At 64.4% G+C, this 22878-nt stretch carries 21 protein-coding genes and 1 pseudogene; 14 read left to right on the top strand and 8 right to left on the bottom strand.

Features of this window, described 5'->3' with window-relative positions; genetic code table 11:
* Positions 1 to 3: 3 nt before the first annotated feature.
* From FJ967_RS30560 to FJ967_RS30550, 3 genes are read right to left on the bottom strand one after another with little or no spacing between them, the layout of a single operon-like run.
* On the bottom strand, positions 4 to 1584 hold the full coding sequence (locus FJ967_RS30560) for a 5-guanidino-2-oxopentanoate decarboxylase (RefSeq protein ID WP_140736033.1): 1581 nt from the start codon (positions 1582 to 1584) through the stop codon (positions 4 to 6).
* Between the two features lie 55 nt (positions 1585 to 1639).
* A complete protein-coding gene (locus tag FJ967_RS30555; protein WP_140736032.1) occupies positions 1640 to 2311 on the bottom strand; it encodes a TetR family transcriptional regulator C-terminal domain-containing protein in 672 nt (223 codons plus the stop codon).
* Entirely contained in the window at positions 2281 to 3153 is an 873-nt protein-coding gene (locus FJ967_RS30550; protein WP_140736031.1) for a dimethylarginine dimethylaminohydrolase family protein, read from the bottom strand. The genes FJ967_RS30555 and FJ967_RS30550 overlap by 31 nt, the downstream gene beginning before the upstream one ends.
* Here FJ967_RS30550 and FJ967_RS33550 point away from each other — a divergent pair.
* The 9 genes from FJ967_RS33550 (at position 3080) to FJ967_RS30510 (ending at position 10077) form a co-directional block, all read left to right on the top strand.
* Positions 3080 to 3253 carry a hypothetical protein gene (locus tag FJ967_RS33550; RefSeq protein WP_181176206.1) on the top strand — a complete coding sequence of 58 codons (174 nt, stop codon included), beginning with the start codon at positions 3080 to 3082 and terminating at the stop codon, positions 3251 to 3253. The genes FJ967_RS30550 and FJ967_RS33550 overlap by 74 nt on opposite strands.
* Positions 3254 to 3365: 112 nt before the next feature.
* Positions 3366 to 4181, top strand: a complete 816-nt coding sequence (locus FJ967_RS30545) for an ABC transporter ATP-binding protein (protein WP_140736030.1) — start codon at positions 3366 to 3368, stop codon at positions 4179 to 4181.
* Positions 4182 to 4237: 56 nt separating this feature from the next.
* Positions 4238 to 5035, top strand: coding sequence for a transporter substrate-binding domain-containing protein (locus tag FJ967_RS30540; RefSeq protein WP_140736029.1), 798 nt, complete (start codon positions 4238 to 4240; stop codon positions 5033 to 5035).
* A gap of 205 nt (positions 5036 to 5240) precedes the next feature.
* Entirely contained in the window at positions 5241 to 5906 is a 666-nt protein-coding gene (locus FJ967_RS30535) for an ABC transporter permease (RefSeq protein ID WP_140736062.1), read from the top strand.
* Entirely contained in the window at positions 5906 to 6715 is an 810-nt protein-coding gene (locus FJ967_RS30530; RefSeq protein ID WP_140736028.1) for an ABC transporter permease, read from the top strand. The genes FJ967_RS30535 and FJ967_RS30530 overlap by 1 nt, the downstream gene beginning before the upstream one ends.
* 96 nt (positions 6716 to 6811) lie before the next feature.
* Entirely contained in the window at positions 6812 to 7813 is a 1002-nt protein-coding gene (locus FJ967_RS30525; protein WP_140736027.1) for an Ldh family oxidoreductase, read from the top strand.
* A 245-nt stretch (positions 7814 to 8058) separates the two neighbouring features.
* The gene (locus FJ967_RS30520) at positions 8059 to 8340 is read left to right on the top strand and encodes a hypothetical protein (RefSeq protein WP_140736026.1); all 282 of its coding nucleotides are present in this window, start codon (positions 8059 to 8061) and stop codon (positions 8338 to 8340) included.
* Positions 8341 to 8537: 197 nt separating this feature from the next.
* A complete protein-coding gene (locus FJ967_RS30515) occupies positions 8538 to 8990 on the top strand; it encodes a DoxX family protein (RefSeq protein WP_140736025.1) in 453 nt (150 codons plus the stop codon).
* Between the two features lie 109 nt (positions 8991 to 9099).
* The gene (locus FJ967_RS30510; protein WP_140736024.1) at positions 9100 to 10077 is read left to right on the top strand and encodes a complex I NDUFA9 subunit family protein; all 978 of its coding nucleotides are present in this window, start codon (positions 9100 to 9102) and stop codon (positions 10075 to 10077) included.
* A gap of 18 nt (positions 10078 to 10095) precedes the next feature.
* Here FJ967_RS30510 and FJ967_RS30505 read toward each other — a convergent pair whose 3' ends face one another.
* Positions 10096 to 11469, bottom strand: a complete 1374-nt coding sequence (locus FJ967_RS30505) for a cytochrome P450 (protein ID WP_140736023.1) — start codon at positions 11467 to 11469, stop codon at positions 10096 to 10098.
* Positions 11470 to 11690: 221 nt separating this feature from the next.
* Here FJ967_RS30505 and FJ967_RS30500 point away from each other — a divergent pair, with 221 nt between their 5' ends.
* The 3 genes from FJ967_RS30500 to gyrB all read left to right on the top strand — a co-directional run bounded on the left by FJ967_RS30500 (position 11691) and on the right by gyrB (position 17592).
* Positions 11691 to 12260, top strand: a complete 570-nt coding sequence (locus FJ967_RS30500) for an NADPH-dependent FMN reductase (protein ID WP_140736022.1) — start codon at positions 11691 to 11693, stop codon at positions 12258 to 12260.
* Between the two features lie 81 nt (positions 12261 to 12341).
* Positions 12342 to 14960: a caspase family protein gene (locus FJ967_RS30495; protein ID WP_140736021.1), complete on the top strand. Its 2619-nt coding sequence runs from the start codon at positions 12342 to 12344 to the stop codon at positions 14958 to 14960.
* Positions 14961 to 15120: 160 nt separating this feature from the next.
* On the top strand, positions 15121 to 17592 hold the full coding sequence (gyrB, locus tag FJ967_RS30490) for a DNA topoisomerase (ATP-hydrolyzing) subunit B (RefSeq protein WP_140736020.1): 2472 nt from the start codon (positions 15121 to 15123) through the stop codon (positions 17590 to 17592).
* Here the strand turns inward: gyrB and FJ967_RS30485 are convergent.
* Positions 17589 to 18710 carry a dienelactone hydrolase gene (locus FJ967_RS30485; protein ID WP_140736019.1) on the bottom strand — a complete coding sequence of 374 codons (1122 nt, stop codon included), beginning with the start codon at positions 18708 to 18710 and terminating at the stop codon, positions 17589 to 17591. The genes gyrB and FJ967_RS30485 overlap by 4 nt on opposite strands.
* A gap of 329 nt (positions 18711 to 19039) precedes the next feature.
* Here FJ967_RS30485 and FJ967_RS30480 point away from each other — a divergent pair, with 329 nt between their 5' ends.
* Positions 19040 to 19957 carry a hypothetical protein gene (locus tag FJ967_RS30480; protein WP_140736018.1) on the top strand — a complete coding sequence of 306 codons (918 nt, stop codon included), beginning with the start codon at positions 19040 to 19042 and terminating at the stop codon, positions 19955 to 19957.
* 80 nt (positions 19958 to 20037) lie between these two features.
* On the opposite strand, the pseudogene FJ967_RS34055 reads toward FJ967_RS30480, so the two are convergent.
* Positions 20038 to 20343: pseudogene (locus tag FJ967_RS34055) on the bottom strand (phosphotransferase); the annotation flags it as partial.
* A 194-nt stretch (positions 20344 to 20537) separates the two neighbouring features.
* Here FJ967_RS34055 and FJ967_RS34050 point away from each other — a divergent pair.
* Positions 20538 to 20747, top strand: coding sequence for a hypothetical protein (locus FJ967_RS34050; protein ID WP_281405694.1), 210 nt, complete (start codon positions 20538 to 20540; stop codon positions 20745 to 20747).
* 179 nt (positions 20748 to 20926) lie between these two features.
* Here the strand turns inward: FJ967_RS34050 and FJ967_RS30470 are convergent, their stop codons facing one another.
* Positions 20927 to 22324: an NAD(P)(+) transhydrogenase (Re/Si-specific) subunit beta gene (locus FJ967_RS30470; protein ID WP_140736017.1), complete on the bottom strand. Its 1398-nt coding sequence runs from the start codon at positions 22322 to 22324 to the stop codon at positions 20927 to 20929.
* Positions 22325 to 22327: 3 nt separating this feature from the next.
* Entirely contained in the window at positions 22328 to 22852 is a 525-nt protein-coding gene (locus tag FJ967_RS30465) for a hypothetical protein (RefSeq protein WP_140736016.1), read from the bottom strand.
* Positions 22853 to 22878: the final 26 nt, after the last annotated feature.

Below are 22878 nucleotides of genomic sequence, written 5' to 3'. Positions count from 1 at the left end.
CATTCAAACGACCGTGATTTCGATGACGCGCGGCAGCCCGGTTGCCTGGGCGTGCTCCAGCGCCTTGGGCAAGGCAGCAATGTCGGCCAGCCTTTCGGAACCGATGCCGTAGGCTTCGGCCAGCTTGCAGAAATCCGGCGGCGCCGGCGACACGCCAACCGGTTCCACGCCGACATCGAGCATCGAGGTCTCGATCTCCCGGTAACCCCGGTTGTTCCAGACGACGAAGATGACCGGCGCTCCGGAATCGAGCGCCACGGCCATCTCCGGCAAGGTGAACTGGAAGCCGCCGTCGCCGGTCAGACAGACAACCGGCGCATCGGGCATTGCGAGTGCCGCGCCGATCGCCGCCGGAGGGCCATAGCCGAGGGCGCCGAAACCGGTCGCGGCGTTGAACCAGCCGCCTGGCCGGTCGTGGTCGTAATACAGGTTGGCGGCGTAGATCGGCTGGGTCGAATCCCCGACGATGATGGCACCGGGCAAGGCATCGCGGATCAGTTCCACGGCATGGACCTGTGCCGCATAGGCTGGGCTGAGCTCGGCAAAGGCGGCTTCTCGCCCCGCCGCGGCGCGGGCATCACCGTCTTCATCGGCGCCGTGGGCTGGATCGATCGCCGCAAGCAGGGCCTCGATCGCCTCGCCGCAATCGGCCTGGATGCCGACGGTCACCGGACGCCGCGCAAGCTGGTCGGCACCGATATCGATGCGGATCAGGTTTGAAGGCAGCACGAAGCCACCATCGCCATAGCCGTCATAATCGGTTGGCCCGAATTCGGTGCCGGCGGCGATCACCAGATCGGCGTCGGCCATCAGCGCGCGAACCGCCTTGAGGCTCGGGCTTGCCGGCACGCAAAGCCGATGGCGGTGCAGCAGCCCGCGCGCATTGGTCGTCTCGACGACCGGTGCGCCCAGTTTTTCGGCGAGCCGCCGCAGCGCAGCTTCCGCTTTCCTGGCACCACCGCCGGCAAGGATCAGCGGGTGGCGCGCCGCGGCAATGAGCCTGGCCGCGCTCGCAACAGCCGCGCCATCCGGCGCTGGCGGCGCCGCATTGCTGAGCAGGGCGGCGATGCCGTCCGCCGGCTTGACCATGACATCGGTCGGGATTTCAATATGCACAGGGCCGGGCCGCTCGGACGAAAACAGGGCGAAGGCCCGTGCCAACGCGCCGGGCAAATCGCTCGCCCCGGTCACGCGCAACGACAACAGCGCCACCTTCTCCATCATACCGCGCTGGTCGGGAAGTTCATGCAGGAAACCCAGCCCCTTGCCCAGCGTATCGGTGGCGTTGACGCCGGAGATGACCAGCATCGGCACCGAATCGGCGCGCGCCTGTCCCATAGCGGTGATGGTGTTGGTCAGCCCCGGCCCGGTGATGACGAAGGCGACGCCCGGCCTGCCGCTGGCGCGCGCATAGCCGTCGGCCATGAAGCCGGCGCCCTGCTCGTGGCGCGGCGTGACGTGACGGATGTTCGAACGCGCCAGGCCGCGATAGAGCTCGACCGTATGAACGCCGGGAATGCCGAAGACGGTATCGACGCCGTGGCCCTCGAGCAGCGAAATCAGCGCCTCGCCGATGGTGGTCATTGGTTTACTCCCCTCTCTTTTCTTTTCGAGGCAATTCCCAAGGGGAAACCACCTCTCACTTTTCCTGGAATTGCTCTAGCGGCGCGAGGCCGAGTTCGGTCTCGACGGCCTTGATGCCTATAGCCGCCAGTTCACCGGGCAGAAACATCTCGCCGGCCAGACAGCCTTCGATCCAGAGCCCGTCGATGACCGCATTGATGGCGATGGCATGGTGGCGAAGCTGGCTCGCATCGGGCTTGCGCTGTTCGGCCGCGAGCACCTCGGCGACGACCGCTTCCACCTCGTTGCGAAAGCCGAGATAGCCTTCACGATGGGCCCGCGCCAGGGCCGGATCGGCGCCGGCACGGCCGAGGAAGGTCGCCCACAGCGAAAACACCCGCGTGTCGATGATCGGCGCATTGAGGTTGGCAGTGACGAAAGCCGCAAGGCGTTGGCGCGGCGAGGCATCCTCGGCAACCAATGCCGCTTTGGCATGCTCGGTCATGCGACCGACCAGCGTTGCATAGGCTTCCTGCAGCAATTCCTCCTTGCCGGGGAAATAGTGCCGGATCAGCCCGGCGGTGACGCCGGCACGCAAGGCAATGGTGCGCAGGCTGGCGCCTTGCAGGCCATATTCCGCCACGCTGTCCAGGGTCGCCTCGATCAGATCCTGCCGCCGCCGCTCCTCGCCCTCGCGACGGAACTTGCGGCGCGCATTCATTGGCGCAGGATCGGTCGCGTCAGGCATGTCGGCCCGCCCTCGCAGGCGATGCAGAGCGCATCAGCGTCGAAGATTTCAACCGTGCATCCGGCTGCCTCCATCGCGGCCTTGGTCTTGGGGAAGCCGGCGACGGCAATGACCTTGAGCGGGCTGGTCGGCAGTACGTTCAGGCTGAGGCCGTTGGAAGCGGCGAACTCTTGCGGGTCGCCTTCGACCAGCCGGATGCCGCGTGCCTTCAGCATCTGATAGAAAGCAGCCGGCAAAAGCGGCGAATAGACCAATGCGAGGTCGTCGGCCAGCGGGCTGATCACCGACATCAGATGCAGGCATGCTTCCTCACCCTGCCAAAGCGGCAGATCGAAGCCATAGACCGAAATGCCCAGCGGCGTCAGCAGGTTGGAAACCTGCTGGATGCCTTCCTGGTTGGAACGGACACCGCGCCCGATCGCCAGCGTGCGTGCATCCAGCCACACGCAGTCGCCGCCTTCGACCTGGCCAGGGGCCTCGACGCGGCCAAGGATCGGAATGCCCAGTCTTTTGTAGGTCTCCTCGTGCAGCGAAGGCTCCCTGGCGCGCAATGGCTTGCCCATCGACAGGATCAGCGCACCGCGGTCCGTCATCAGCGACGGATCATGCGTGAACACCGAATCCGACAGTCCGTCGGCCCTGTCCTCGATCCACTCGATTTCAGCACCTGAAGCCGCCACCATTTCAGCAAGGACGGCGTGCTGCGAAGCCGCTTTCGCCGGGTTGAAGCCGGGGCCATAGTGCCATTGAGCACCATCGGCGCCACGCATGGCGTTGGCTGCCGACCGCATCAGCACGCGCCGCAGCGGTGCCGCCATCGACTGTGATCCGAAAGCGCTCATCGATGCCCTTTATTTGCTGAAAAAAATCGTGAAAATTTCATCGAAGGCTATTTATACACTTGCGCAACAAGGCCGCAAGTGCCGTAATGTGCGGGATTGACGGGCTCGCTCTGTTGGGTCCATGCTGAAGTCTGGAGCAGGGCAGTACAGCGTATGTTGGTTAGCCGGATAGACGTTCGACGAACTGCCGTCGGCCTTGTAGAGGTCACCCGGTGAGCGCGGTGGGAGCTGCCGCAATCCCATCCCGCGAGGCGCAGGACGGCGCCGCCGAAGCCATCCATGTCGAGAACCTGCACAAGAAATTCGGCCAGTTGCATGTGCTGAAGGGCGTGTCGCTGTCGGCGCGCGACGGCGAGGTGATCGCCATCATCGGCGGCTCGGGCTCGGGCAAATCGACGCTGCTGCGCTGCATCAACTGCCTGGAAAACCCGACCAGCGGCATCATCCGCGTCAATGGCGAGGAGATCAAGCTCAAGGCGGACAGCCACGGCCACACCGTCCCGGCCGACCGCCGGCAGATCGAACGCATCCGCTCCAAACTCGGCATGGTGTTCCAGAACTTCAATTTGTGGAGCCACATGACGCTGATCGAGAACGTCATCGAGGTTCCGGTGCACGTGCTGGGGGTCAAGCGCGACGAGGCTGTCGCCCAGGCCGAAAAGCTGCTGGCGCGCGTCGGGCTGGCCGAGAAGCGCGATGTCTATCCGGCCTATCTCTCCGGCGGCCAGCAACAGCGCGCCGCGATCGCGCGCGCGCTCGCCATCAATCCGCGCGTCATGCTGTTCGACGAACCGACCTCGGCACTCGATCCCGAACTGGTCGGCGAAGTGCTGAAAGTGATCGGCGATCTGGCGCGCGAGGGCCGCACCATGGTGCTCGTCACCCACGAAATGAAATTCGCCCGCGAGGTCGCGACACATGTCGTCTATCTCTACAACGGGCTGGTCGAGGAGGAAGGCCCGCCGGAGCAGATCTTCGGCGCGCCCAAGTCCGAAAGGCTCAAACAGTTCATCCGCAACATCGGCTAGGGAACAAGCCGGGACGGAAGAAAACCGGGAACCAACAACAAACTGGGAGTTCTGAAATGAAGACTGTTCTGAAGACATTCGCCGCGGCGTTGCTGCTCGGCGTCGCCGCCATGGGCGTGGCCAAGGCCGATCCGGTCAAGATCGGTGTCGCCGCCGAACCCTATCCGCCGTTCACCTCGCCCGACGCTTCGGGCAAATGGGTCGGCTGGGAGATCGACTTCATCGATGCCGTCTGCGCCGAGGAAAAGCTCGACTGCGTCATCACCCCTGTCGCCTGGGACGGCATCATCCCGGCGCTGACCACCAAGAAAATCGACCTCATCGTCTCGTCGATGTCGATCACCGACGAGCGCAAGAAGACGATCGACTTCTCCGACAAGTACTACAACACGCCGACCGCGATCATCGGACCGAAGGACCAGAAGTTCGGCGCCGCGCCCGACGATCTCAAGGGCAAGGTTCTCGGCGTCCAGGTGTCGACGGTGCATGCCGTCTACGCCAAGAAGCATTTCGGCGCCACGGCCTCCGAGATCAAGGAATACCAGACACAGGACGAGGCGAACAACGACCTGGCCGCCGGCCGGCTCGATGCGGTGCAGGCCGATTCCATCGCGCTCAAGGAATTCCTCAAGACCGACCAGGGCAAAGCCTGCTGCGACCTCAAGGGCATGGTCGCTCCGGACGATGAAGTGCTCGGACCGGGCGTCGGCGCCGGCGTGCGCAAGGAAGACACCGATCTGAAAGAGAAGATCAATGCCGGGATCAAGGCGATCCGCGCCAACGGCAAATATGACGAGATCTCGAAGAAGTACTTCGATTTCGACATTTACGGCGCCAGCACGCAGTCGAACTGACGACCCTCGCATGGGCTGGAGGACAGGGCGCTGACGCCCTGCCCTTCAGCCGGCCTGTCCACGCATGCTTGCCGCCGGCCGCTGGGGACCGGCGGACCGAGCCAGCAATCCGGGGGCGAAGCTGATCGAATCCCTTCTTCCGGCCTCGGCGGCCGGCATCATCGAACTCCTCTCGCCCGCGGACGGCGGCTGGGGCAAAACGCTCCTGGTCGGGCTCGTGCATTCGCTCGAGATCGCCGTCGGCGCCACGATCGTCGGCCTGCTGATTGGAACCTGGGGTGCCTATGGCAAGCTTTACGGCGGGCCCGTGGTGCGCGATCTGTTCGCGGTCTACACCACCGTGGTGCGCGCCGTGCCGGAACTGGTGCTGATCCTCCTGCTCTATTATGCCGGCACCGACCTGATAAACCAGGTGCTCACCGCGATGGGCTATCAGCGCGTCGACATCAGCGGGCTGGTGGCCGGCATTGCCGTGCTCGGCTTCGTCCAGGGCGCTTATTCGACCGAAGTCATCCGAGGTGCGATCCTCGCCATTCCGCAGGGCCAGATCGAAGCCGCCCGCGCCTATGGCATGTCTCCCGGCCTTCTGTTGCGGCGCATCACCCTGCCGGCGATGCTGCCCTTTGCCATTCCAGGCCTCGCCAATCTGTGGCTGATCGCGACCAAGGATACGGCGCTGCTGGCCGTCGTCGGCTTCTCTGAGTTGACGCTGGCGACGCGTCAGGCCGCCGGCGTAACCAAGGCCTATCTGGTCTTCTTCCTCGCCGCCGGCGTGCTCTATCTGTGCGTGACGCTGGTCTCGAACTTCCTGCTTGGCCGCGCCGAGAAATGGGCACGGCGCGGCATGCCTTCCATCAAGGAGGCAAGCTGATGGCCAACGAAACAGCCGTCATCGACACTGCCGCGCGCGCATCGCTCTGGCTGCAGCCGCATCGTATCGTGATGATCCTGATTGCGCTGGGACTGGTGGCGTCGGCCGCCTTCTTCATGCGCTGGGACTGGCTGCCGCAATATTGGGAAATGGGCCTGATGGGCATCTGGCGTGCCCTGTGGATCCTGGCCGTCACCTGCGCGCTCGGCTTCATGATCGCCGTGCCGGTCGGGCTGGCGCAGGCGGCAGGCTCGATCTGGGTCGCGGCGCCGGCGAAGGTGTTCTGCACCATCATACGCGGCACGCCGCTGCTTTTGCAGTTGTGGCTGCTCTATTACGGGCTGGGCTCGCTGTTCCCGCAATATCCCTGGATTCGCGAATCCTGGATGTGGCCTTACCTCAGACAGGCATGGCCGTACGGCGTTCTGGCGCTGACCTTGTCCTTCGCCGGCTATGAGGGCGAAGTGATGCGCGGCGCTTTTGCCGGCGTGCCCAAGGGTCAACTGGAAGCCGCCCGCGCCTTCGGCATGAGCCGTTGGAAGATATTCCGCCGCGTCTGGCTGCCTCAGGCCTTCTACCGGGCACTGCCGACGCTGACGGGCGAGACCGTGCTGCAGCTGAAATCGACGCCTCTGGTGGCAACCATCAGCGTCATCGACATCTTCGCCGTCTCGTCCAAGGTGCGGCAGGATACCTACCTCACCTACGAACCCCTGCTGCTTCTGGCGCTGATCTACATGACCATCACCGGCATTCTCGTTTTTGCCTTCAGCCGGATCGAAGCGCGGATACCGGTGAAGATAGGTTAAGGCAGTAGGCAATCACTGCCGCATTCACATTTCCATCCCGGTTCGCTATTCACTGGGCAAAGTCCCCTACTCCCTTACTCCCCTAGGATCGCCACGATGCAACTCAGTCTCGACCAGGCAACAGGACTGTGCCGGATGGCGGCGCTCGGCGCCGGCGCCAATGAGGAAGCGGCGCAATCGCTGACCGCCTCGATCATCGCGGCCGAGGCAGAGGGGCTGGCAGCGGTAGGGCTATCGCATTTCATCGATTACCTCGAAGCACTCGAGGCCGGCCGCATCGACGGCAATGCCGATCCGGTGATCACAAGGCCGGCGCTCGCCGTTTATCTCTCGGACGCGCGCGGCGGGCTGGCGCATACCGGCTTCGACCGCAGCATCGACGACCTCGCCAAGGCGGCAAGGCTGTTCGGCGTCGCCATCTTTTCGCAGAAGAACGCCTATACGTGCGGGGCGCTCGGCTACTTCACCGGCCGTCTGGCGGCGCAGGGCCTGGTGTCTTTCGCCGCCACCAATGGGCCGGCGGTTCTCGCCGGCTCGGGTTCGGTCAAGCCGGTCTATTGCACCAATCCGATGTCGTTCGCCGCGCCCGCCGCCGACGGCGCGCCGCTGGTCATCGACCAGTCGTCGAGCGCGACCGCCTTCGTCAACATCCGCGAGGCGGCGGAAGACGGCAAGAAAATTCCGGAAGGCTGGGCGCTCGACGCCAGCGGCAATTCCACCACCGATCCAGCCGCCGCCATGAAGGGCGCCATGCTTGCCTTTGGCGGGCAGCGCGGCGCCAACATCGCGCTGATGGTCGAAGTGCTGGCGGCGGGCCTGTCGGGCGCCAACTGGTCGCTCGACGCGCCGTGGTTCAGCGGCGGCCCCGACAGCCCTGGAACCGGCCTGTTCGTGCTTGCGGTCGAGCCGAAGCTGCTCGATCCGGATTTCGAGCAGCGCATGAAGGACCAGCTCGACCGGCTGCGCCGGCGCTATGGCGTGCATGTGCCCGGCCGCGCCAGGGCCGAAGCGGCCGAGAAGGCGCAGGCGCGTGGCATCACCGCGCCCAAGGCGGTGATCCAGCGCATCTCGGAATTCGCCGAGCGCTATTCGGCCTGAAATATTTCTTTTCTTTTCAGATAATTACCTGACCTTCTCCGCCGCAGGCGCGGTTGTGGGCGTTTTTTTTGCGTGGGTCCTGAACCTTTTCTGACGCCCGGGCGACCAACGTTTGTCCAGGGCAAGGCGAGCTTGCCCGATCCAGACCGGGGGAACAGCAAAATCACATCGAAAGTCTGCTCCGCGTGAAAGGCATCGCCTTTCGCGTCCCGGAAAACACAACCTCAAATCGAAGGAAGATCATTATGACCAACACCAAGACCACCATCCTGACCGCCGTCCTCCTGCTCGGTTCCTTCATGGGCGTCACGCAGGCGGCCAACCTCAAGGCCGCACCGGTCAAGCCGACCAACCCCGGCGTCATTACCGCCCCGAGCGGTGGCGCCACCGAGGACCACTACTGCAAGAACGGCCATGCGAAATTCGCCAATTGCAGCGCCGATTTCATCGCTGCCTGCAAGAAGGTCGGTGGCACCATGTCGGATGTTCAGGGCTGGGGTGGGCGTACTTGCTTCACGCCCTCCTGATACCGTCTCAGGTCAGGCCGCTCCGTCGGCCCCTGGCACCTCATGGATGTCATCCGGAAAACCCCGCTTCGGCGGGGTTTTCTGCGTCTGCCGTTCACCGCGCGAAACATGATTGCAATAGTTAACTTTTGTTAACTTGACTTGGCCGGACCCCTCGGGCGTTTGCGAAAGGCATGATCACAAAAACAGGAGTTCCTATGTCCACGACCACCGACGCCTCCCACGGCAAGCTGATTATTCCGGCGCTTGGCCGCCTGTATTCGTCACTGCACGACGTCGGCGAAACGGTGATGCGCGCCGTGGCCGGCATTTTCCTGACCGTCCACGGCTCGCAGAAGATCGTCAACCCTTTCGGCGCCGCCGAGATGGTCGAAGGGCTGGGCTTCTATCCCGGCGCCTTCTGGTCGCTGCTGCTCGCCTGCACCGAATTCTTCGGCGGCATCCTGATCGCCATCGGTCTCCTGACGCGACCGGCCGCCTTTGCCGGCCTGTTCGTGTTGCTGGTGACGGTCTGGTTCCACTGGGTCACCATGGGCCAGGGCTTCTCGGGCGCGGAGAAATCGCTGCTGTGGGCCGCGATCCTGCTGTTCTTCGTCATTCGCGGCGGCAACCGGCACTCGATCGACGCCCGTATCGGCAAGGCCTTCTGACATGCCCGAAAGAAGCGGGACGCGACGACGCGTCACCCTTTGCCTTTGATGCAAAACGGACTATGAAACGGCTCAGCCAAGCCATCTGGAACGCGCGCCGGAGCCCGCCATGACCGAAATCCTGCAGACCCCGAAGCTCGTCGTCGTCTTTGGCGGGTCGGGTTTTGTCGGCCGCCACGTCGTGCGCGCGCTCGCCAAGCGCGGCTATCGCATCCGGGTCGCCTGCCGGCGGCCCGATCTTGCCGGCCATCTGCAGCCGCTCGGCAATGTCGGCCAGATCCAGCCGGTACAAGCCAATGTGCGCGTCCGCTGGTCGGTCGACCGCGCCGTGCAAGGCGCCGACCATGTCGTCAACCTCGTCGCCATCCTGCATGAGAGCGGCCGGCAGAAATTCTCCGCCGTGCATGAATTCGGTGCCCGCGCCGTCGCCGAGGCGGCGCGCTCCGTCGGGGCCGGGCTCACGCATATTTCGGCGCTTGGCGCCGATCCGGACTCCGAATCGGATTATGCGCGCACCAAGGCGGAGGGCGAGAAGGCCGTGCTGGAGACGATTTCCGACGCCGTGATCTTCCGGCCATCGATCAATTTCGGACCTGAAGACGGCTTCTTCAACCGCTTCGCCAACATGGCGCGCTATTCGCCGGTGCTGCCGCTGATCGGCGGCGGCCAGACCAAGTTCCAGCCGGTCTATGTCGGCGACGTCGCCGAGGCGGTGGCGCGTTCGGTCGACGGCAAGATCGATGGCGGCCAGGTCTACGAACTCGGCGGCCCCAACGTGCTCACCTTCAAGGAGTGCATGCAGGAACTGCTCGCCGTGATCGAGCGCAAGCGCCTGCTGGTGCCGGTGCCGTGGTGGGTGGCAAACATCCAGGCCTCTATCCTCGGCCTGTTGCCCAATCCGCTGCTGACCAAGGACCAGGTGATGCAGTTGCGGGAGCACAACATCGTTTCGGACGAGGCGGCGAAGGCCAACCGGACATTGGCCGGGCTCGGCATCCAGCCGCAGTCGATCGCGACGATCCTGCCCAGCTACCTCTGGCGCTTCCGCGCCGCCGGCCAGTTCCAGCAGCGCAAGCCCGCCGTATAATTTCCGGAGGACCTTTGCCTAACGATGGCGGGCAGTGACCTGCATCGGCAGGCCACCTTGCGGCTGCGTGGTCAATTTCTGGACCGGCCAGGGTTTCGTGGCGGCGGTAACGTCGAACCGGAAGCGCGACAACAGGATGGCGAGCGCGATGATGGCCTCCTGCATGGCGAAGCTGGCGCCGATACAGACGCGTGGACCGGCGCCGAAGGGCAGATACTGGAAGCGGTCGATCTTTTCGCGGTTTCCCGGGTGAAAGCGTTCGGGCATGAACGCGTCGGGCTTGTCCCACAATTTCCGGTGGCGATGCACGACCCACGGCATCACCAGCACGGCCGCCCGCTTCGGGAGATGCAGATCCTTCCAGTCTTCCGCTTCGATCGGCTCGCGGTTGATCGACGGCGCCGGCGGATAAAGCCGCAGCGCCTCGTCGAGGGCGGCGCGTGTCAACGGCATGGCGTCCAGCCACTTTGTCGGGTCGGGCTCGCGCGCCAGCACCTGGTCGATCTCCGCTTCGATCCGGTCGCGCTCCCATGGCGCCTCGGCCAGGCAATAGAGCGTCCAGCCCAACGCACGGGCCGTGGTCTCGTGGCCGGCGCCGATAAAGGTGATGATGTTGTCCTCTACCTCCTGGCGCGTCAGCCCGTCCGGCCCTTCGGCCTTGAGCAGCAGCGTCAGGAAATCCTGCGGCACGGCCTCTGGGTCGCGCTTGAACGCCGCTTCGCGCAGCTTGACCGTGTCGGTCACGATCTTGCGGAAATAGGCCATGGTCTTGCGGCCACGGATGCGGGTGAGCCGAGGCAACCATTCCGGCGCGCGCAACAAATCGAGCGGATCGACCCGGCCCATGGTCTCGAACAGCCGGTCGATCTCGCGCGCGAAACTGCCGGGTTCACCGGCTATTTCACCCGAAAACAGGGTCTCGGCGAGGATGTCGTAGGTCAGCAGCGTCATGTCATGGGCGATATCGGACATGCCGCCGGCTTCGTAGCGGGTGACGAACTCCAGCGTGCGTTTCAGCATCGGCTGGGCGAAGCCGAAGATGTGGCGCGGCGTGAAGACCGGTGCCATCGCCTTGCGCGACCGCTTCCAGACCTCGCCCTCGGCGGTCAGCAGGCCATCGCGCAGGATCGGCCGCAGGATCAGCTGGCGAACTGTCGCCATCTTGTAGTTCCTGGCGTTGTCGATCAGCACGTGGCGGATGAGGCCGGGATCGTTGGCCACGATCAGCGCGCCGCCAACGCCGGTGGCTGAGATCCAGGGCTCGTTATAAGTGTGCTCGCCCCACAATTCGAGCGGGTTGCGGTAGACGATGCGCATCATCTCCAGCGTCGACGGCGGCGTCTTGCGCGGCGTCGGCGCCGGCGGAACGAAAGGCGCGGGCTTGGTGTCCATGGCGTGCTCCTGGCCAAGATGTAGTGGCTGGCAAAGCCGGCGTCCATGTGACCGAAGGACAAGTTCGACCGGACGGCAAGCCGCCCGTTCGAAAGCACCGCCGGCCCGGCAATTCGTTCATCCGATTGTGACCGTCTCTGGACTGCGCGGTCTTGCCCGGGCCGGCTCTGTGCCTTAGGTCACGGTCACCAACAGATACCACTAGTCGAGGAGCCCCACCCGTGAAGCATCGGTTGAACATCATCATCGGCAGCACGCGACCCGGCCGAGCCGGACCGGTTTTTGCTGAGTGGCTGGAGAAATTCGCGCGTGAACAGGGGCAGTTCGAACCGGTGCTGACCGATATCGCCGCGTTCCATCTGCCGGTGCTGGACGAACCGCATCATCCAAGGCTCGGCAATTACCAGAACGACCACACCAAGGCCTGGTCGAAGGCGATCGACGCCGCCGACGCGTTTGTCTTCGTGGCGCCGGAGTACAATTATTTCGCGGCGCCGGCGATCGTCAACGCGATCGACTATCTGGCGCGCGAATGGAAGTACAAGCCCGCCGCCATCTTCAGCTATGGCGGCGTCTCGGGCGGCCTGCGCGCGGCGCAGGCGCTGAAGCCGCTGCTGACCTCGGTCGGAATCGTGCCGATCCCGGAAGGCGTGGCGCTGCCGCTGTACCAGAAACTGCTCGACGGGAATGGCGCCTTCGACGCCAGCGAACAGGTCCAGGGCGGCACCAGGGCGATGCTGGACGAGCTGTTGCGCTGGAGCGAAGCGCTGAAGCCGATGCGTGCCGGCTGAACGAACCCGTTTCGGACAGGCTTGCTCGTGCCATAAAGAGGTGGAATGGTCGGCAAACGACTGAGCCGGGGGCGGTTCGACTTGCGTTTGCTGTTTGCCTTGCTGCTGATGTTTGCGACCACCGCAGCGGCGGTGGCCGAGCAGCGCGTGGCCTTGGTCATGGCCGATGACGACTACCGGCTGGTCCGTCCGCTCGCCAACCCTGTTCATGACGGCGAAGCGATGGCGGCGACGCTGAAGAAACTTGGTTTCGAGGTGGTGCTCGAAACCAATCGCGACCTCAGGCGCATGCGCCGGGCGCTCGACGATTTTCGCGAGGACGCCAAGGGCGCCGACGTGGCGCTGGTCTATTTCTCGGGCCACGGGGTCGAAATCTCGGGCGACAACCGGTTGCTGCCGGTCGATGCCGACGCCTCTTCGCTCGACGCCTTGCAAAACACCACCCTGCCACTGGAAGAGGTGCGCGACGCCGTGGCCGCCACCGCCAAGGTCGGGCTGATCGTGCTCGACGCCTGCCGCAGCGACCCCTTCTCGGGGAGCGGCGGTGACGGCCGGGGCGCGGCCTCGCTGGCCAAGGATGTCGCCGACAAGGTCAAGCCCGGTCTCGGGCGCGTCGGGCGGGCGGAAAACATCCTGTTCGCCTTCTCGGCCGCGCCCGGCGAGACCGCCGCCGACGGCACCGGCCAGAATTCGCCCTTCACCACGGCGCTGACCAAATATCTCGGCACCGACGGGCTCGAGATCCGCTCGGTGCTGACGCTGGTTCAGCAGGAGGTCTACGACCTCAGTCGCGGCAAGCAGCTTCCCTATGTCGAGAGCGGGCTGCCGAAGCTGTTCTTCGCCACCGCCGCCAAGGAGCAATTGCCGGAGCGCGAACGGCTGCTGCTGGCCATGGCCGACGTGACGCCGGACATGCGCGGCGAGGTCGAGCGGATCGCCAGCGACGCCGACATGCCGCTGGCGCCGCTCTACGGCGCCCTGATCAGCACCGACACCAGCCATCTGTCGGCGGCAAGCCTCGACGCCAGGCTCCGCGAAGCGGCGGACGCTTTCGTCAAGGTGCGCGGCGAAATGAAGACGCTTGCCTCCGATGATCCGCAAGTGACGGAATTGCGCCGGCAGGCGGAGGAGCAACTGTCGCTCGGCGCATTCGACGGTGCGCGCGCCATCCTTGCCAAAGCAGCCGATATCGACAATGTCTCGCGCCAGGCGCTGAAGGCCAATTTCGTCAGCCGCACCATGTCGGAGGCCGCGACGCTCTATCTTTCGGGCGGCGCGGCGCGGGCCGATCTCGACTACACGGCGGCCATCAAGGACTATGAAACGGTGCTTTCGCTCTATGGCGAGGCAGGGCAGTCTTCACTGACGCTCGACGATGCCGACCGGCAGATCCGCACGCTGGACGAACTTGGCAAGCTCTATGTCACCACGGGCGACATCACCGCCGCCGGACGCGCCTACGAAGCGCTGCAGGCCAATCTGGAGCAGCGCGTCAAGCGCGAGAGCGACCCGAGCGTTCGGCGCGACCTCGCCGTCAGCCACACCAAGCTCGGCAATATCCAGGTCGCGCTCGGAGACCTGCCATCGGCCTTGCAGAACTATCAGACCGCGCGCTCAATGCTGCGCGACCTTGTCGTGGCCGAACCGCGGCGGCTGAACTGGTTCGGCGACCTGGCCACGGCTGACGACAAGATCGGCAATGTGCTGGTGACGCAAGGCGACCTGGCCAGCGCCGAGCAGGTCTATCAGGAAAGCCTTGCGGTCAAGCAGCAGCTCGCCGCCAACGAGCCGGACCGTGCCGACCTGCAGCGCGACCTGACCATCGCCTATGACGAGCTCGCCGGCCTTGCCCGTACCGCCGGCCGGCTGGACGATGCGCAGGCTGCCTATGAAGAGAGCCTGAAGGTCCGGCTTGTGCTTGCCGGGAAGGCTCCCGACAACGCGGAACGGCAACGCGACGTGTCTGTGAGCTATGACACGATCGGCGACCTCAAACGCGAGCGCGACGACCCCGCCGGCGCGCTTGCGTCCTATCAGGAGAGCCTCGCGATCGTCGAACGGCTCGTCGGCCGCGACCCCGGAAATACCGAACTGAAGCGCGATCTGTCGGTCGGCAACGCCAAGATCGGCAATGCGTTGAGCGATCAGGAGAACTGGCCGGCGGCCCTTTCGGCCTATCGGGAGGCGCTGTCGCTGGCCAAGGCTCTGGCCGACAGCGATCCGCACAACAGCGACTGGCAGCGCGACCTGTCGGTCAGCCTCGAAAAGGTCGCGGGCGTGCTCGCCATCCAGGGCGATCGCAAGGGCGCGCTCAAGCTCTATCTCGACAGTTTCGTCATCGCCGACAGGCTGGCCAAACTCGATCCAGCCAATTCGGACTGGCAGCGCGACCTGTCCATAACACTCTCCGAGATCGGTATGCTGCGGATCAAGGAGCGCGACATCACGGGTGCGCGCCAGGCGTTCCAAGACAGCCTCGATATCCGCCAGCGACTCGCCCATGCCGATCCCGGCAACGCCACCTGGCAGCGCGATCTGGTGGTCGCCATGATCGATTACGCGCAGGTCGCCAAGAATCCGAAGGCGGTGCTTTCCCAGGCGCTCGACATGACACTGGAGCTCGACCGCAGCGGCCGGCTGGCGCCGCGCTACAAATTCATGATCAAGTTTCTCAGGGGCCGGCTGGCCAAGCTGAAATAGGGCCCGGGGTAAGCTCGAGCCGAAAGCCGGCTTTCCCGCCCGCAAATCCCGCCAAACCTTGGAAAATCCGGCATTTGCGCCTATATCTAGGCCATCAAAGCGGCGCGATTCGGAGCTAATTTCCAGCGCTGGACCAGCAGTATCCATCAGACAGGTTTTCATGAGCGATCAGACTGAAAGCGCCAATGGCGCGGAAGCCGAGTACGGCGCCGATTCCATCAAGGTTTTGAAGGGGTTGGATGCCGTCCGCAAGCGGCCGGGCATGTATATCGGCGACACCGATGACGGCTCGGGCCTGCATCACATGGTCTACGAGGTGGTGGACAACGCCATCGACGAGGCGCTGGCGGGCCATGCCGACCTGGTGTCGGTGACGCTCAATCCCGATGGCTCGGTGACGGTCATCGACAATGGCCGTGGCATTCCGACCGACATCCATCCCTCGGAGGGCATATCGGCGGCCGAAGTGATCATGACGCAGCTGCATGCCGGCGGAAAGTTCGACCAGAACTCCTACAAGGTGTCGGGCGGCCTGCATGGCGTCGGCGTTTCGGTGGTCAACGCGCTGTCGGCCTGGCTAAAGCTCAGGATCCGCCGCAACGGCCAGATTTTCGAGATGAGCTTCACCCATGGCGATGCCGATGCACCGCTGAAAGTGACCGGCAGCTACGAACAGGACAAGCAGCCGGGCACCAATGAAGGCCGCAGCGGCAGCGAGATCACATTCTTCCCGTCCGCCGAGACCTTCACCATGGTCGAGTTCGACTTCGGCACGCTGGAGCACCGGCTGCGCGAACTCGCCTTCCTGAACTCCGGCGTGCGCATCGTGCTGACGGACGCCCGTCATGCCGACGTGGTGAAGCATGAGCTGCACTATGACGGGGGCCTGGAAGAATTCGTCAAATATCTCGACCGCGTCAAGAAACCGCTGATCGAGAAGCCTATTGCCATCAGGGCCGAGCGCGACGGCATCACCGTCGAGGTGGCGATGTGGTGGAACGACAGCTACCACGAGAATGTGCTGGCCTTCACCAACAACATCCCGCAGCGCGATGGCGGCACGCATCTGGCCGGTTTTCGCGGCGCGCTGACGCGCCAGATCACCGGCTATGGCGAGTCCTCGGGCCTGACCAAGAAGGAAAAGGTTTCGCTGATCGGCGACGATTGCCGCGAAGGCCTGACCGCCGTGCTGTCGGTCAAGGTTCCCGATCCGAAATTCTCCTCGCAGACCAAGGACAAGCTGGTCTCGTCGGAAGTCCGTCCGGTGGTCGAAGGGCTGGTCAACGAAGCGCTCGGCACATGGCTCGAAGAGCATCCGTCCGAAGGCAAGGTGGTCGTCGACAAGGTTATCCAGGCGGCCGCGGCGCGCGAGGCGGCGCGCAAGGCTCGCGACATCACCCGCAAGACCTCGCTCGGCGTCACCTCGCTGCCCGGCAAGCTGGCCGACTGCCAGGAACGCGACCCGGCGAAATCCGAAATCTTCATCGTCGAGGGTGACTCGGCCGGCGGCTCCGCCAAGGGCGGCCGTTCGCGCCAGAACCAGGCGATCCTTCCCTTGCGCGGCAAGATCCTCAATGTCGAGCGGGCGCGCTTCGACCGCATGCTCTCGTCCGACATGATCGGCACGTTAATCACCGCGCTCGGCACATCGATCGGCAAGGATGAATTCAACGCCGACAAGCTGCGCTACCACAAGATCATCCTGATGACCGACGCCGACGTCGACGGTGCCCATATCAGGACCTTGCTGCTGACCTTCTTCTTCCGGCAGATGCCGGAGCTGATCGAGCGCGGCCACCTCTATATCGCCCAGCCGCCGCTCTATAAGGTGACGCGCGGCAAGAGCTCGCAATACATCAAGAACGAGAGCGCCTTCGAAGAGTTTCTGATCGATTCAGGGCTGGAGGAAGCCTCGCTTACCCTTGGCTCCGGGGAAGTGCGGACCGGACAGGACCTGCACGGCGCCGTTGCCGATGCGCTGGCCGTGCGCCAGCTCATCAACGGCCTGCACACGCGCTACAGCCGCAACGTCGTCGAGCAGGCCGCGATCGCCGGCGGTCTCAACCCCGAGGTCTTCAGCGATCTTGGCCGCGCCAACGCCATGGCGGAGCGGATTGCACAACGCCTCGACATCATCGCCGAGGACACCGAGCGCGGCTGGACCGGCCGCATGTCGACTTCGAATGACGGCAGCGGCGGCTATGTCTTCGAGCGCACGGTGCGCAGCGTGAAGGAATACGCCCATCTCGACATGGGACTGATCAATTCCGCCGACGCGCGCCAGCTCGACCGTTACGCGCAGCGCCTGAGCGAGGTCTATGGGACGCCGCCGGTGCTGCGCCGCAAGGATGTGTCCGAAACCGTCTCGGGACCACTGGCACTGCTCAACGCTGTCTTTGCGACCGGACGCAAGGGGCTGACAATGCAGCGCTACAAGGGCCTCGGCGAGATGAATGCCGAGCAGCTCTGGGAAACCACGCTCGACCCGAACGTGCGTTCGCTGCTGCAGGTCAAGGTCAATGACGCGACCGATGCCGATAGCCTGTTCTCGCGGCTGATGGGCGACGAGGTGGAACCCAGGCGCGAGTTCATCCAGGACAACGCGCTGTCGGTGGCCAATCTGGATATCTAAGACCGTAGCGACGTTCTGAAAAAGCGCACCAGGGCGGCGTTCAGGCGCCGATGAAACGCCGCCCGGTCGAAACCGGGCGCGTCGACGCAGATACCCGGCGCCATGGCGCGCAGTCTGGCGCCGCATGGCGGCAGGAACGCATAGTGGCCCGCCATCGGTTCGACATGATACTGCGGCGGCCGCGGCAGTGCCGAGCGAATGTGCTCCTCATACCACGGGCCTGGCTGATGCCGGTCGTCGGCCGCGCCCCAGAGGAGCACCGGGATTTGCACCGAAGCGAGGCCGGCGCGGTCAAAAGTGAAACCGAAGGACGGCGCGGCGGCGGCAATGGCGCGGATGCGCGGGTCGGGCTTCCATACATCCGGCGGCGGCAACGCGCCGGCAACGGACTGGACTCCGGCCTTGGCCAGTGTGATGCAAAGATCGTGCTTGGGATTTGCCGCGCAGTAGGGGTCGATCCTGCCGAGTTCAGGTATCCCGCCCGCTTCCACGAGGACGGCAAAGCCGCCATTCGAGAAACCGAAAGCGCCGATGCGCTGCTGATCTATGGCCGCGTGCCCGCGCCAGTCCTTCAGCATGAAATCGATCAGCCGGCTGAGCTGCGCGGGCCGGCGCCACAACATCAGCACCTTGCTCTGGTCGTCATAGGTATCGCCGGCATGGCTGACCGCGGCGACGACGAACCCGGCTCTGGCCAAGGCGATCGCCGTATCATAATGGCCGGCATAGGATCCGCCGCCGCCATGCGAGATCACGATGAGCGGCAGCGCACTCCCTTCCACCGGGCCGGACGGGGCGACACGCTGGGTAAAATTTTCCAGCGGCACATCCCGCGGCTCGGCTGACGTTGGGTACCAGACCCCGGCAACCAGCGGCGGTTCGGCGCCATTCGGGATCCGAACGGTTTCAAAGCCGACAGGCGAGCGATCCGCCGCCTTGTCGGCAACCGAACTGTCCGCGTTCGGATCGACCGGCGTAGCTGCCGTGGTGGGCATGGCGCCGCAGAGACCGGAGATCAAGACCAGGCCGACGAAAATTGCCGAGCGCGACCGGCTGACAAAAGACCAAAGGCGCTGGGCTTCCGCCTTTCGCACCGCGATGAAAATCCTCAAAGTCATCCGGCTCACTCGCCAGGGGAAAATGGCGCTTCGAAGGAAGCGGCGGGCTTGTCCGACGGGTTCAGGGTTCACTTTATAGTGTGCGACCTGCACCCCGCTCCGGTGGCAATCGCATTCGCAGAATCGGCGCGGCGATTTGTTCCCTATCCGGCAAACAAAATCATTTCACAGCGCGCCGGAACGGAAGCGTCAGCCGGACATTGTGACACCATCGATCACAATTTCTTGCAAGGAGACCTTCATGGGACGCGGCATTCTGCTCTGGTTGCTCGGCATTCCGATCCCGATCATCATTCTGATCATGCTGTTCGTACGATAGGAGGAGGGTCATGCAATCCTCCCTATCGGCCGTCGACGTTTCGGCCTCGACAGAATCCTCGTCCACAGCCGTCAGTTGGGGGCCGATCATTGCCGGGGCCTTCGCTGCCTCGACATTGACGTTCATCCTTATGTTGCTCGGCTCAGGGCTGGGGCTCACGATGGTGTCGCCATGGTCCGGTTCCGGCGCCTCGCTGACCACTTTCGCCGTGTCCGGCGCAATCTGGCTGATCATCGTGCAATGGCTGTCGTCCGGCGTCGGAGGCTATCTGGCCGGACGGTTGCGGACCAAATGGGTCGGCATCCACACCGACGAGGTTTATTTCCGTGACACCGCGCATGGCTTCCTAGCCTGGGCGCTGGCGACATTGCTGGTCGTCGGCGTGCTTGGCTCAGCCCTGTCGTCCGTGCTTGGCGCAGGCGTGCAGGCGGCTTCCACCGTGGCGTCGGGGGCCGCCATGGGCGCATCGGCAGGCGCTTCCGCCAATGCCGGCAGCGCCTCGACCGACAATGCGACGTCCTATCTCGTGGATTCGCTGTTTCGCCCGGCGGATGCCAGCAAGCTGGCGGCGGCCGGTCCGGACGGTGATGCGGCAGCGGTCGGACAGGCGTCGCGGATCCTGATCGCGAGTGCCGCCGCAGGCGAGATTTCGGCTGACGACAAGACCTATCTGTCGCAGCTGGTCGCCGCCCGCACCGGCCTTTCGGAGGCCGATGCCAAGGCGCGTGTCGATGCGCTGGTGGCCAAGGTCGAAGACGCCAAGGTCAAGGCCAAACAGGCCGCCGACACCGCCAGGAAAGGCAGCGCCACTTTTGCCCTGCTTGGCGCCCTGTCGCTGGTCATCGGCGCCTTCATCGCCAGCGCCGCCGCAGCCCTTGGCGGCAGGCAAAGGGATGACGAGGAGGCCGTATTTCTCAGCAACCGCTGAGCGCGGCTACCATTTCGAAATGAAATAGCCCGGTTTGCGACCGGGCTCTTTCATTTCATCAGCCTCGGCGTGCAATGAAGCTACCGTATTGCGTGCTGCCGCAGCCAACCGATCGCGAGATTCAGGATCATCGGCACGTTCTCGCCCGTCTCGGCAGCGCCCGCGAGCTCGGAGAGCCGCATGGCGGCGGCGAGGAGGAAGACCCGTCGCGGATCGAGCCCGTTGCCGGTACGCGCCTCGTAGGCGCGCATGCTCCGCAGGGCCAGATCGGGATCGATGAGCGATACCTGCACGAATTCGCGATGCGGCGGGCCGAAGCCGGAATCGGCGAAGTCGAAAATGCCTGTGAGCCGCCCCCGGTCATGGTCAAAAGCCATGTTCCAGCCATGCGCGTCGAAGAAGCCGTAGACCTCACCGAGCGGTCCGGGCCGAGTTCATGATACGCCTTGATCGCCACTTCAGCCTCCCGGCGCAGCTCCGGCGGCAAGAGCGCCCAGACTGGCGCGAGCGTTTCGTCCGCTGTGTCCCACCAGCCGACCGGCTCGGCACCGGCGGCCCGCATGACGGCGGGACCGATAGCATGAAGCTCGGCGAAGAACAGGGCGAGATCGTCCGCGAGCCGCGCCCGCGCCGTCTCGTCCAGCTTCGCGTAGTCGGCCGGTTCCAACGTCCGGCCCGGCAGTTTGCCATGCATGGAAAACAGCGGCGGTCCGGGATGGATCGTCATATGCGGCACCGGCATCATCACAAACGGCCGGACGGCTTCGAGCAGCCGGGCTTCCCGCAGTAGCGCGGCCTCGGCCTCCTTCCCTTGCGGGAACTTGAAGATATAGCGGTCGTCGACCTCGACTGCGAGGCTGTGCCATCCGCGGCCGGCGACAGCGAATGTCGAGCCGGCCAGGCGCGGATGGGCTGCGATGACCGCGTGCCGGCATTCCGCCGGCACGTCCCCGGGCAAGGACAGGCCGGTCAGTGATCCATCGCCTTGACGATTTCCTCGGTCATCTTCTTGGCGTCGCCGAGCAGCATCATGGTGCCGTCCTTGTAGAACAGCGTGTTGTCGATGCCGGCATAGCCGGAACCCAGCGAGCGCTTGACGAACAGGCAGGTGCGCGCCTTGTCGACATCCAGGATCGGCATGCCGTAGATCGGCGACGACTTGTCGTCACGCGCCGACGGGTTTGTCACGTCGTTGGCGCCGATGACATAGGCAACATCGGCCTGCGCGAACTCCGAATTGATGTCCTCCAGCTCGAACACTTCGTCGTAAGGCACATTGGCTTCGGCGAGCAGCACGTTCATGTGGCCAGGCATGCGGCCGGCGACAGGATGGATGGCGTATTTGACGTCGACGCCATTGGCCTTGAGCTTGTCGGCCATTTCGCGCAGCGCGTGCTGCGCCTGGGCGACCGCCATGCCGTAGCCCGGCACGATGATGACCTTCTGCGCATTCATCATCAGGTAGGCGGCATCGTCGGCCGAGCCCTGCTTGACGGTGCGCTCGATGCCGTCATCGGCGGCCGCCGCCGTCTCGCCGCCGAAGCCGCCGAGGATGACGGAGATGAAGCTTCGGTTCATGCCCTTGCACATGATGTAGGACAGGATGGCACCCGACGAGCCGACCAGCGCGCCGGTGATGATCAGCGCCAGATTGCCGAGCGTGAAGCCGAGAGCCGCGGCCGCCCAGCCGGAATAGGAATTCAGCATCGAGACGACGACCGGCATGTCGGCGCCGCCGATGGGGATGATGAGCAGGATGCCGAGCACCAGCGAAGCAGTGACGATCAGCCAGAAGATCAGCTTCGATTCCGTGGTGACCAGCAGCACGATCAGCACGACCAGGGCGATGCCAAGTGCCGCGTTGATGAAATGGCGGCCGCCGATCATGATCGGCTTCCCGGACATGCGTCCATCAAGCTTGAGGAAGGCGATGACGGAGCCGGTGAAGGTGATGGCGCCGATGGCGACGCCGAGGCTCATCTCGACCAGCGCCTGGGCGTGGATGTCGCCGGCGGTGCCGATGCCGAAGCTCTCCGGTGCGTAGATGGCAGCCGCCGCGACCATGACGGCGGCGAGGCCGACGAGGCTGTGGAAGGCGGCGACCAGCTGCGGCATCGAGGTCATGGCGATGCGGCGCGCGGTAACCGCGCCGACGCCGCCGCCTATGGCGAGGCCGAGCACGATCAGGCCGAAACGGCCGGCCGAAGGGGTCGCCAGCGCCAAGGTGGTGGCAATGGCGATGCCCATGCCGATCATGCCGTAGAGATTACCCTGGCGGCTGGTGGTCGGATGCGACAGGCCGCGCAAGGCCAGGATGAACAGGATGCCAGACACCAGATAGAGGAAGGAGGCGAGATTGACGGTCATGGCTTAGTCCAATGCCTCCAGCTTACCCGCGGGGAATTCGACTTTCTCGAATTCGGGGTAGATTTTCCTTATTATCGTCAATTGCTTCGGTTCATCGACCCGCATCAGATACCATCGGCTGCCATCGAGAAGCGCCAATGTCTGGCTATGGGCGGCGACCCGCTGCTTGTGACCGTCCTTGTCGAGGATCATGATCGTTTCGGTGGGCAGCAGCGCGTAGGGCGTGCCGTTTTCCATCTCCCGATACTGCACGCCGTCAGCATCCATCCGGAAAGATTCGACGCTCACCCTCTTTTGCACATCGTCCCATGCCGCCTGCATCTGTTTTTGCAGCTGATCGACGGTGAGGCCGGTGGAGCTTGAAAAATAGTCCAGAATCTTCGGAGACGTCATGCCGAAGACATGACCCATGTCGTTGGCTCCGAAAGCGGTCTTGAACTCCTCCACCGTCGCCAGGAGAGCCTGCTTCTCGACATCCGTCGGCGGACGAGCCCAGCCGGCGCCGACGGCGGCAAAGGCAGCCAGCAAGAGAGCAAGCAGCGTTCTATACATTG

The sequence above is a fragment of the Mesorhizobium sp. B2-3-4 genome (assembly GCF_006442315.1).
In the GTDB taxonomy this organism is placed as follows: domain Bacteria; phylum Pseudomonadota; class Alphaproteobacteria; order Rhizobiales; family Rhizobiaceae; genus Mesorhizobium.
This window is presented reverse-complemented; position numbering and strand designations above follow the sequence as displayed.

Coding starts and splice junctions, on each gene's coding strand:
- FJ967_RS30560 (WP_140736033.1), bottom strand. CDS start 1,584: ATGACCACCATCGGCGAGGCGCTGATTTCGCTGCTCGAGGGCCACGGC.
- FJ967_RS30555 (WP_140736032.1), bottom strand. CDS start 2,311: ATGCCTGACGCGACCGATCCTGCGCCAATGAATGCGCGCCGCAAGTTC.
- FJ967_RS33550 (WP_181176206.1), top strand. CDS start 3,080: ATGGCGTTGGCTGCCGACCGCATCAGCACGCGCCGCAGCGGTGCCGCC.
- FJ967_RS30550 (WP_140736031.1), bottom strand. CDS start 3,153: ATGAGCGCTTTCGGATCACAGTCGATGGCGGCACCGCTGCGGCGCGTG.
- FJ967_RS30540 (WP_140736029.1), top strand. CDS start 4,238: ATGAAGACTGTTCTGAAGACATTCGCCGCGGCGTTGCTGCTCGGCGTC.
- FJ967_RS30530 (WP_140736028.1), top strand. CDS start 5,906: ATGGCCAACGAAACAGCCGTCATCGACACTGCCGCGCGCGCATCGCTC.
- FJ967_RS30525 (WP_140736027.1), top strand. CDS start 6,812: ATGCAACTCAGTCTCGACCAGGCAACAGGACTGTGCCGGATGGCGGCG.
- FJ967_RS30520 (WP_140736026.1), top strand. CDS start 8,059: ATGACCAACACCAAGACCACCATCCTGACCGCCGTCCTCCTGCTCGGT.
- FJ967_RS30515 (WP_140736025.1), top strand. CDS start 8,538: ATGTCCACGACCACCGACGCCTCCCACGGCAAGCTGATTATTCCGGCG.
- FJ967_RS30510 (WP_140736024.1), top strand. CDS start 9,100: ATGACCGAAATCCTGCAGACCCCGAAGCTCGTCGTCGTCTTTGGCGGG.
- FJ967_RS30505 (WP_140736023.1), bottom strand. CDS start 11,469: ATGGACACCAAGCCCGCGCCTTTCGTTCCGCCGGCGCCGACGCCGCGC.
- gyrB (WP_140736020.1), top strand. CDS start 15,121: ATGAGCGATCAGACTGAAAGCGCCAATGGCGCGGAAGCCGAGTACGGC.
- FJ967_RS30485 (WP_140736019.1), bottom strand. CDS start 18,710: ATGACTTTGAGGATTTTCATCGCGGTGCGAAAGGCGGAAGCCCAGCGC.
- FJ967_RS30480 (WP_140736018.1), top strand. CDS start 19,040: ATGCAATCCTCCCTATCGGCCGTCGACGTTTCGGCCTCGACAGAATCC.
- FJ967_RS34050 (WP_281405694.1), top strand. CDS start 20,538: ATGAAGCTCGGCGAAGAACAGGGCGAGATCGTCCGCGAGCCGCGCCCG.
- FJ967_RS30470 (WP_140736017.1), bottom strand. CDS start 22,324: ATGACCGTCAATCTCGCCTCCTTCCTCTATCTGGTGTCTGGCATCCTG.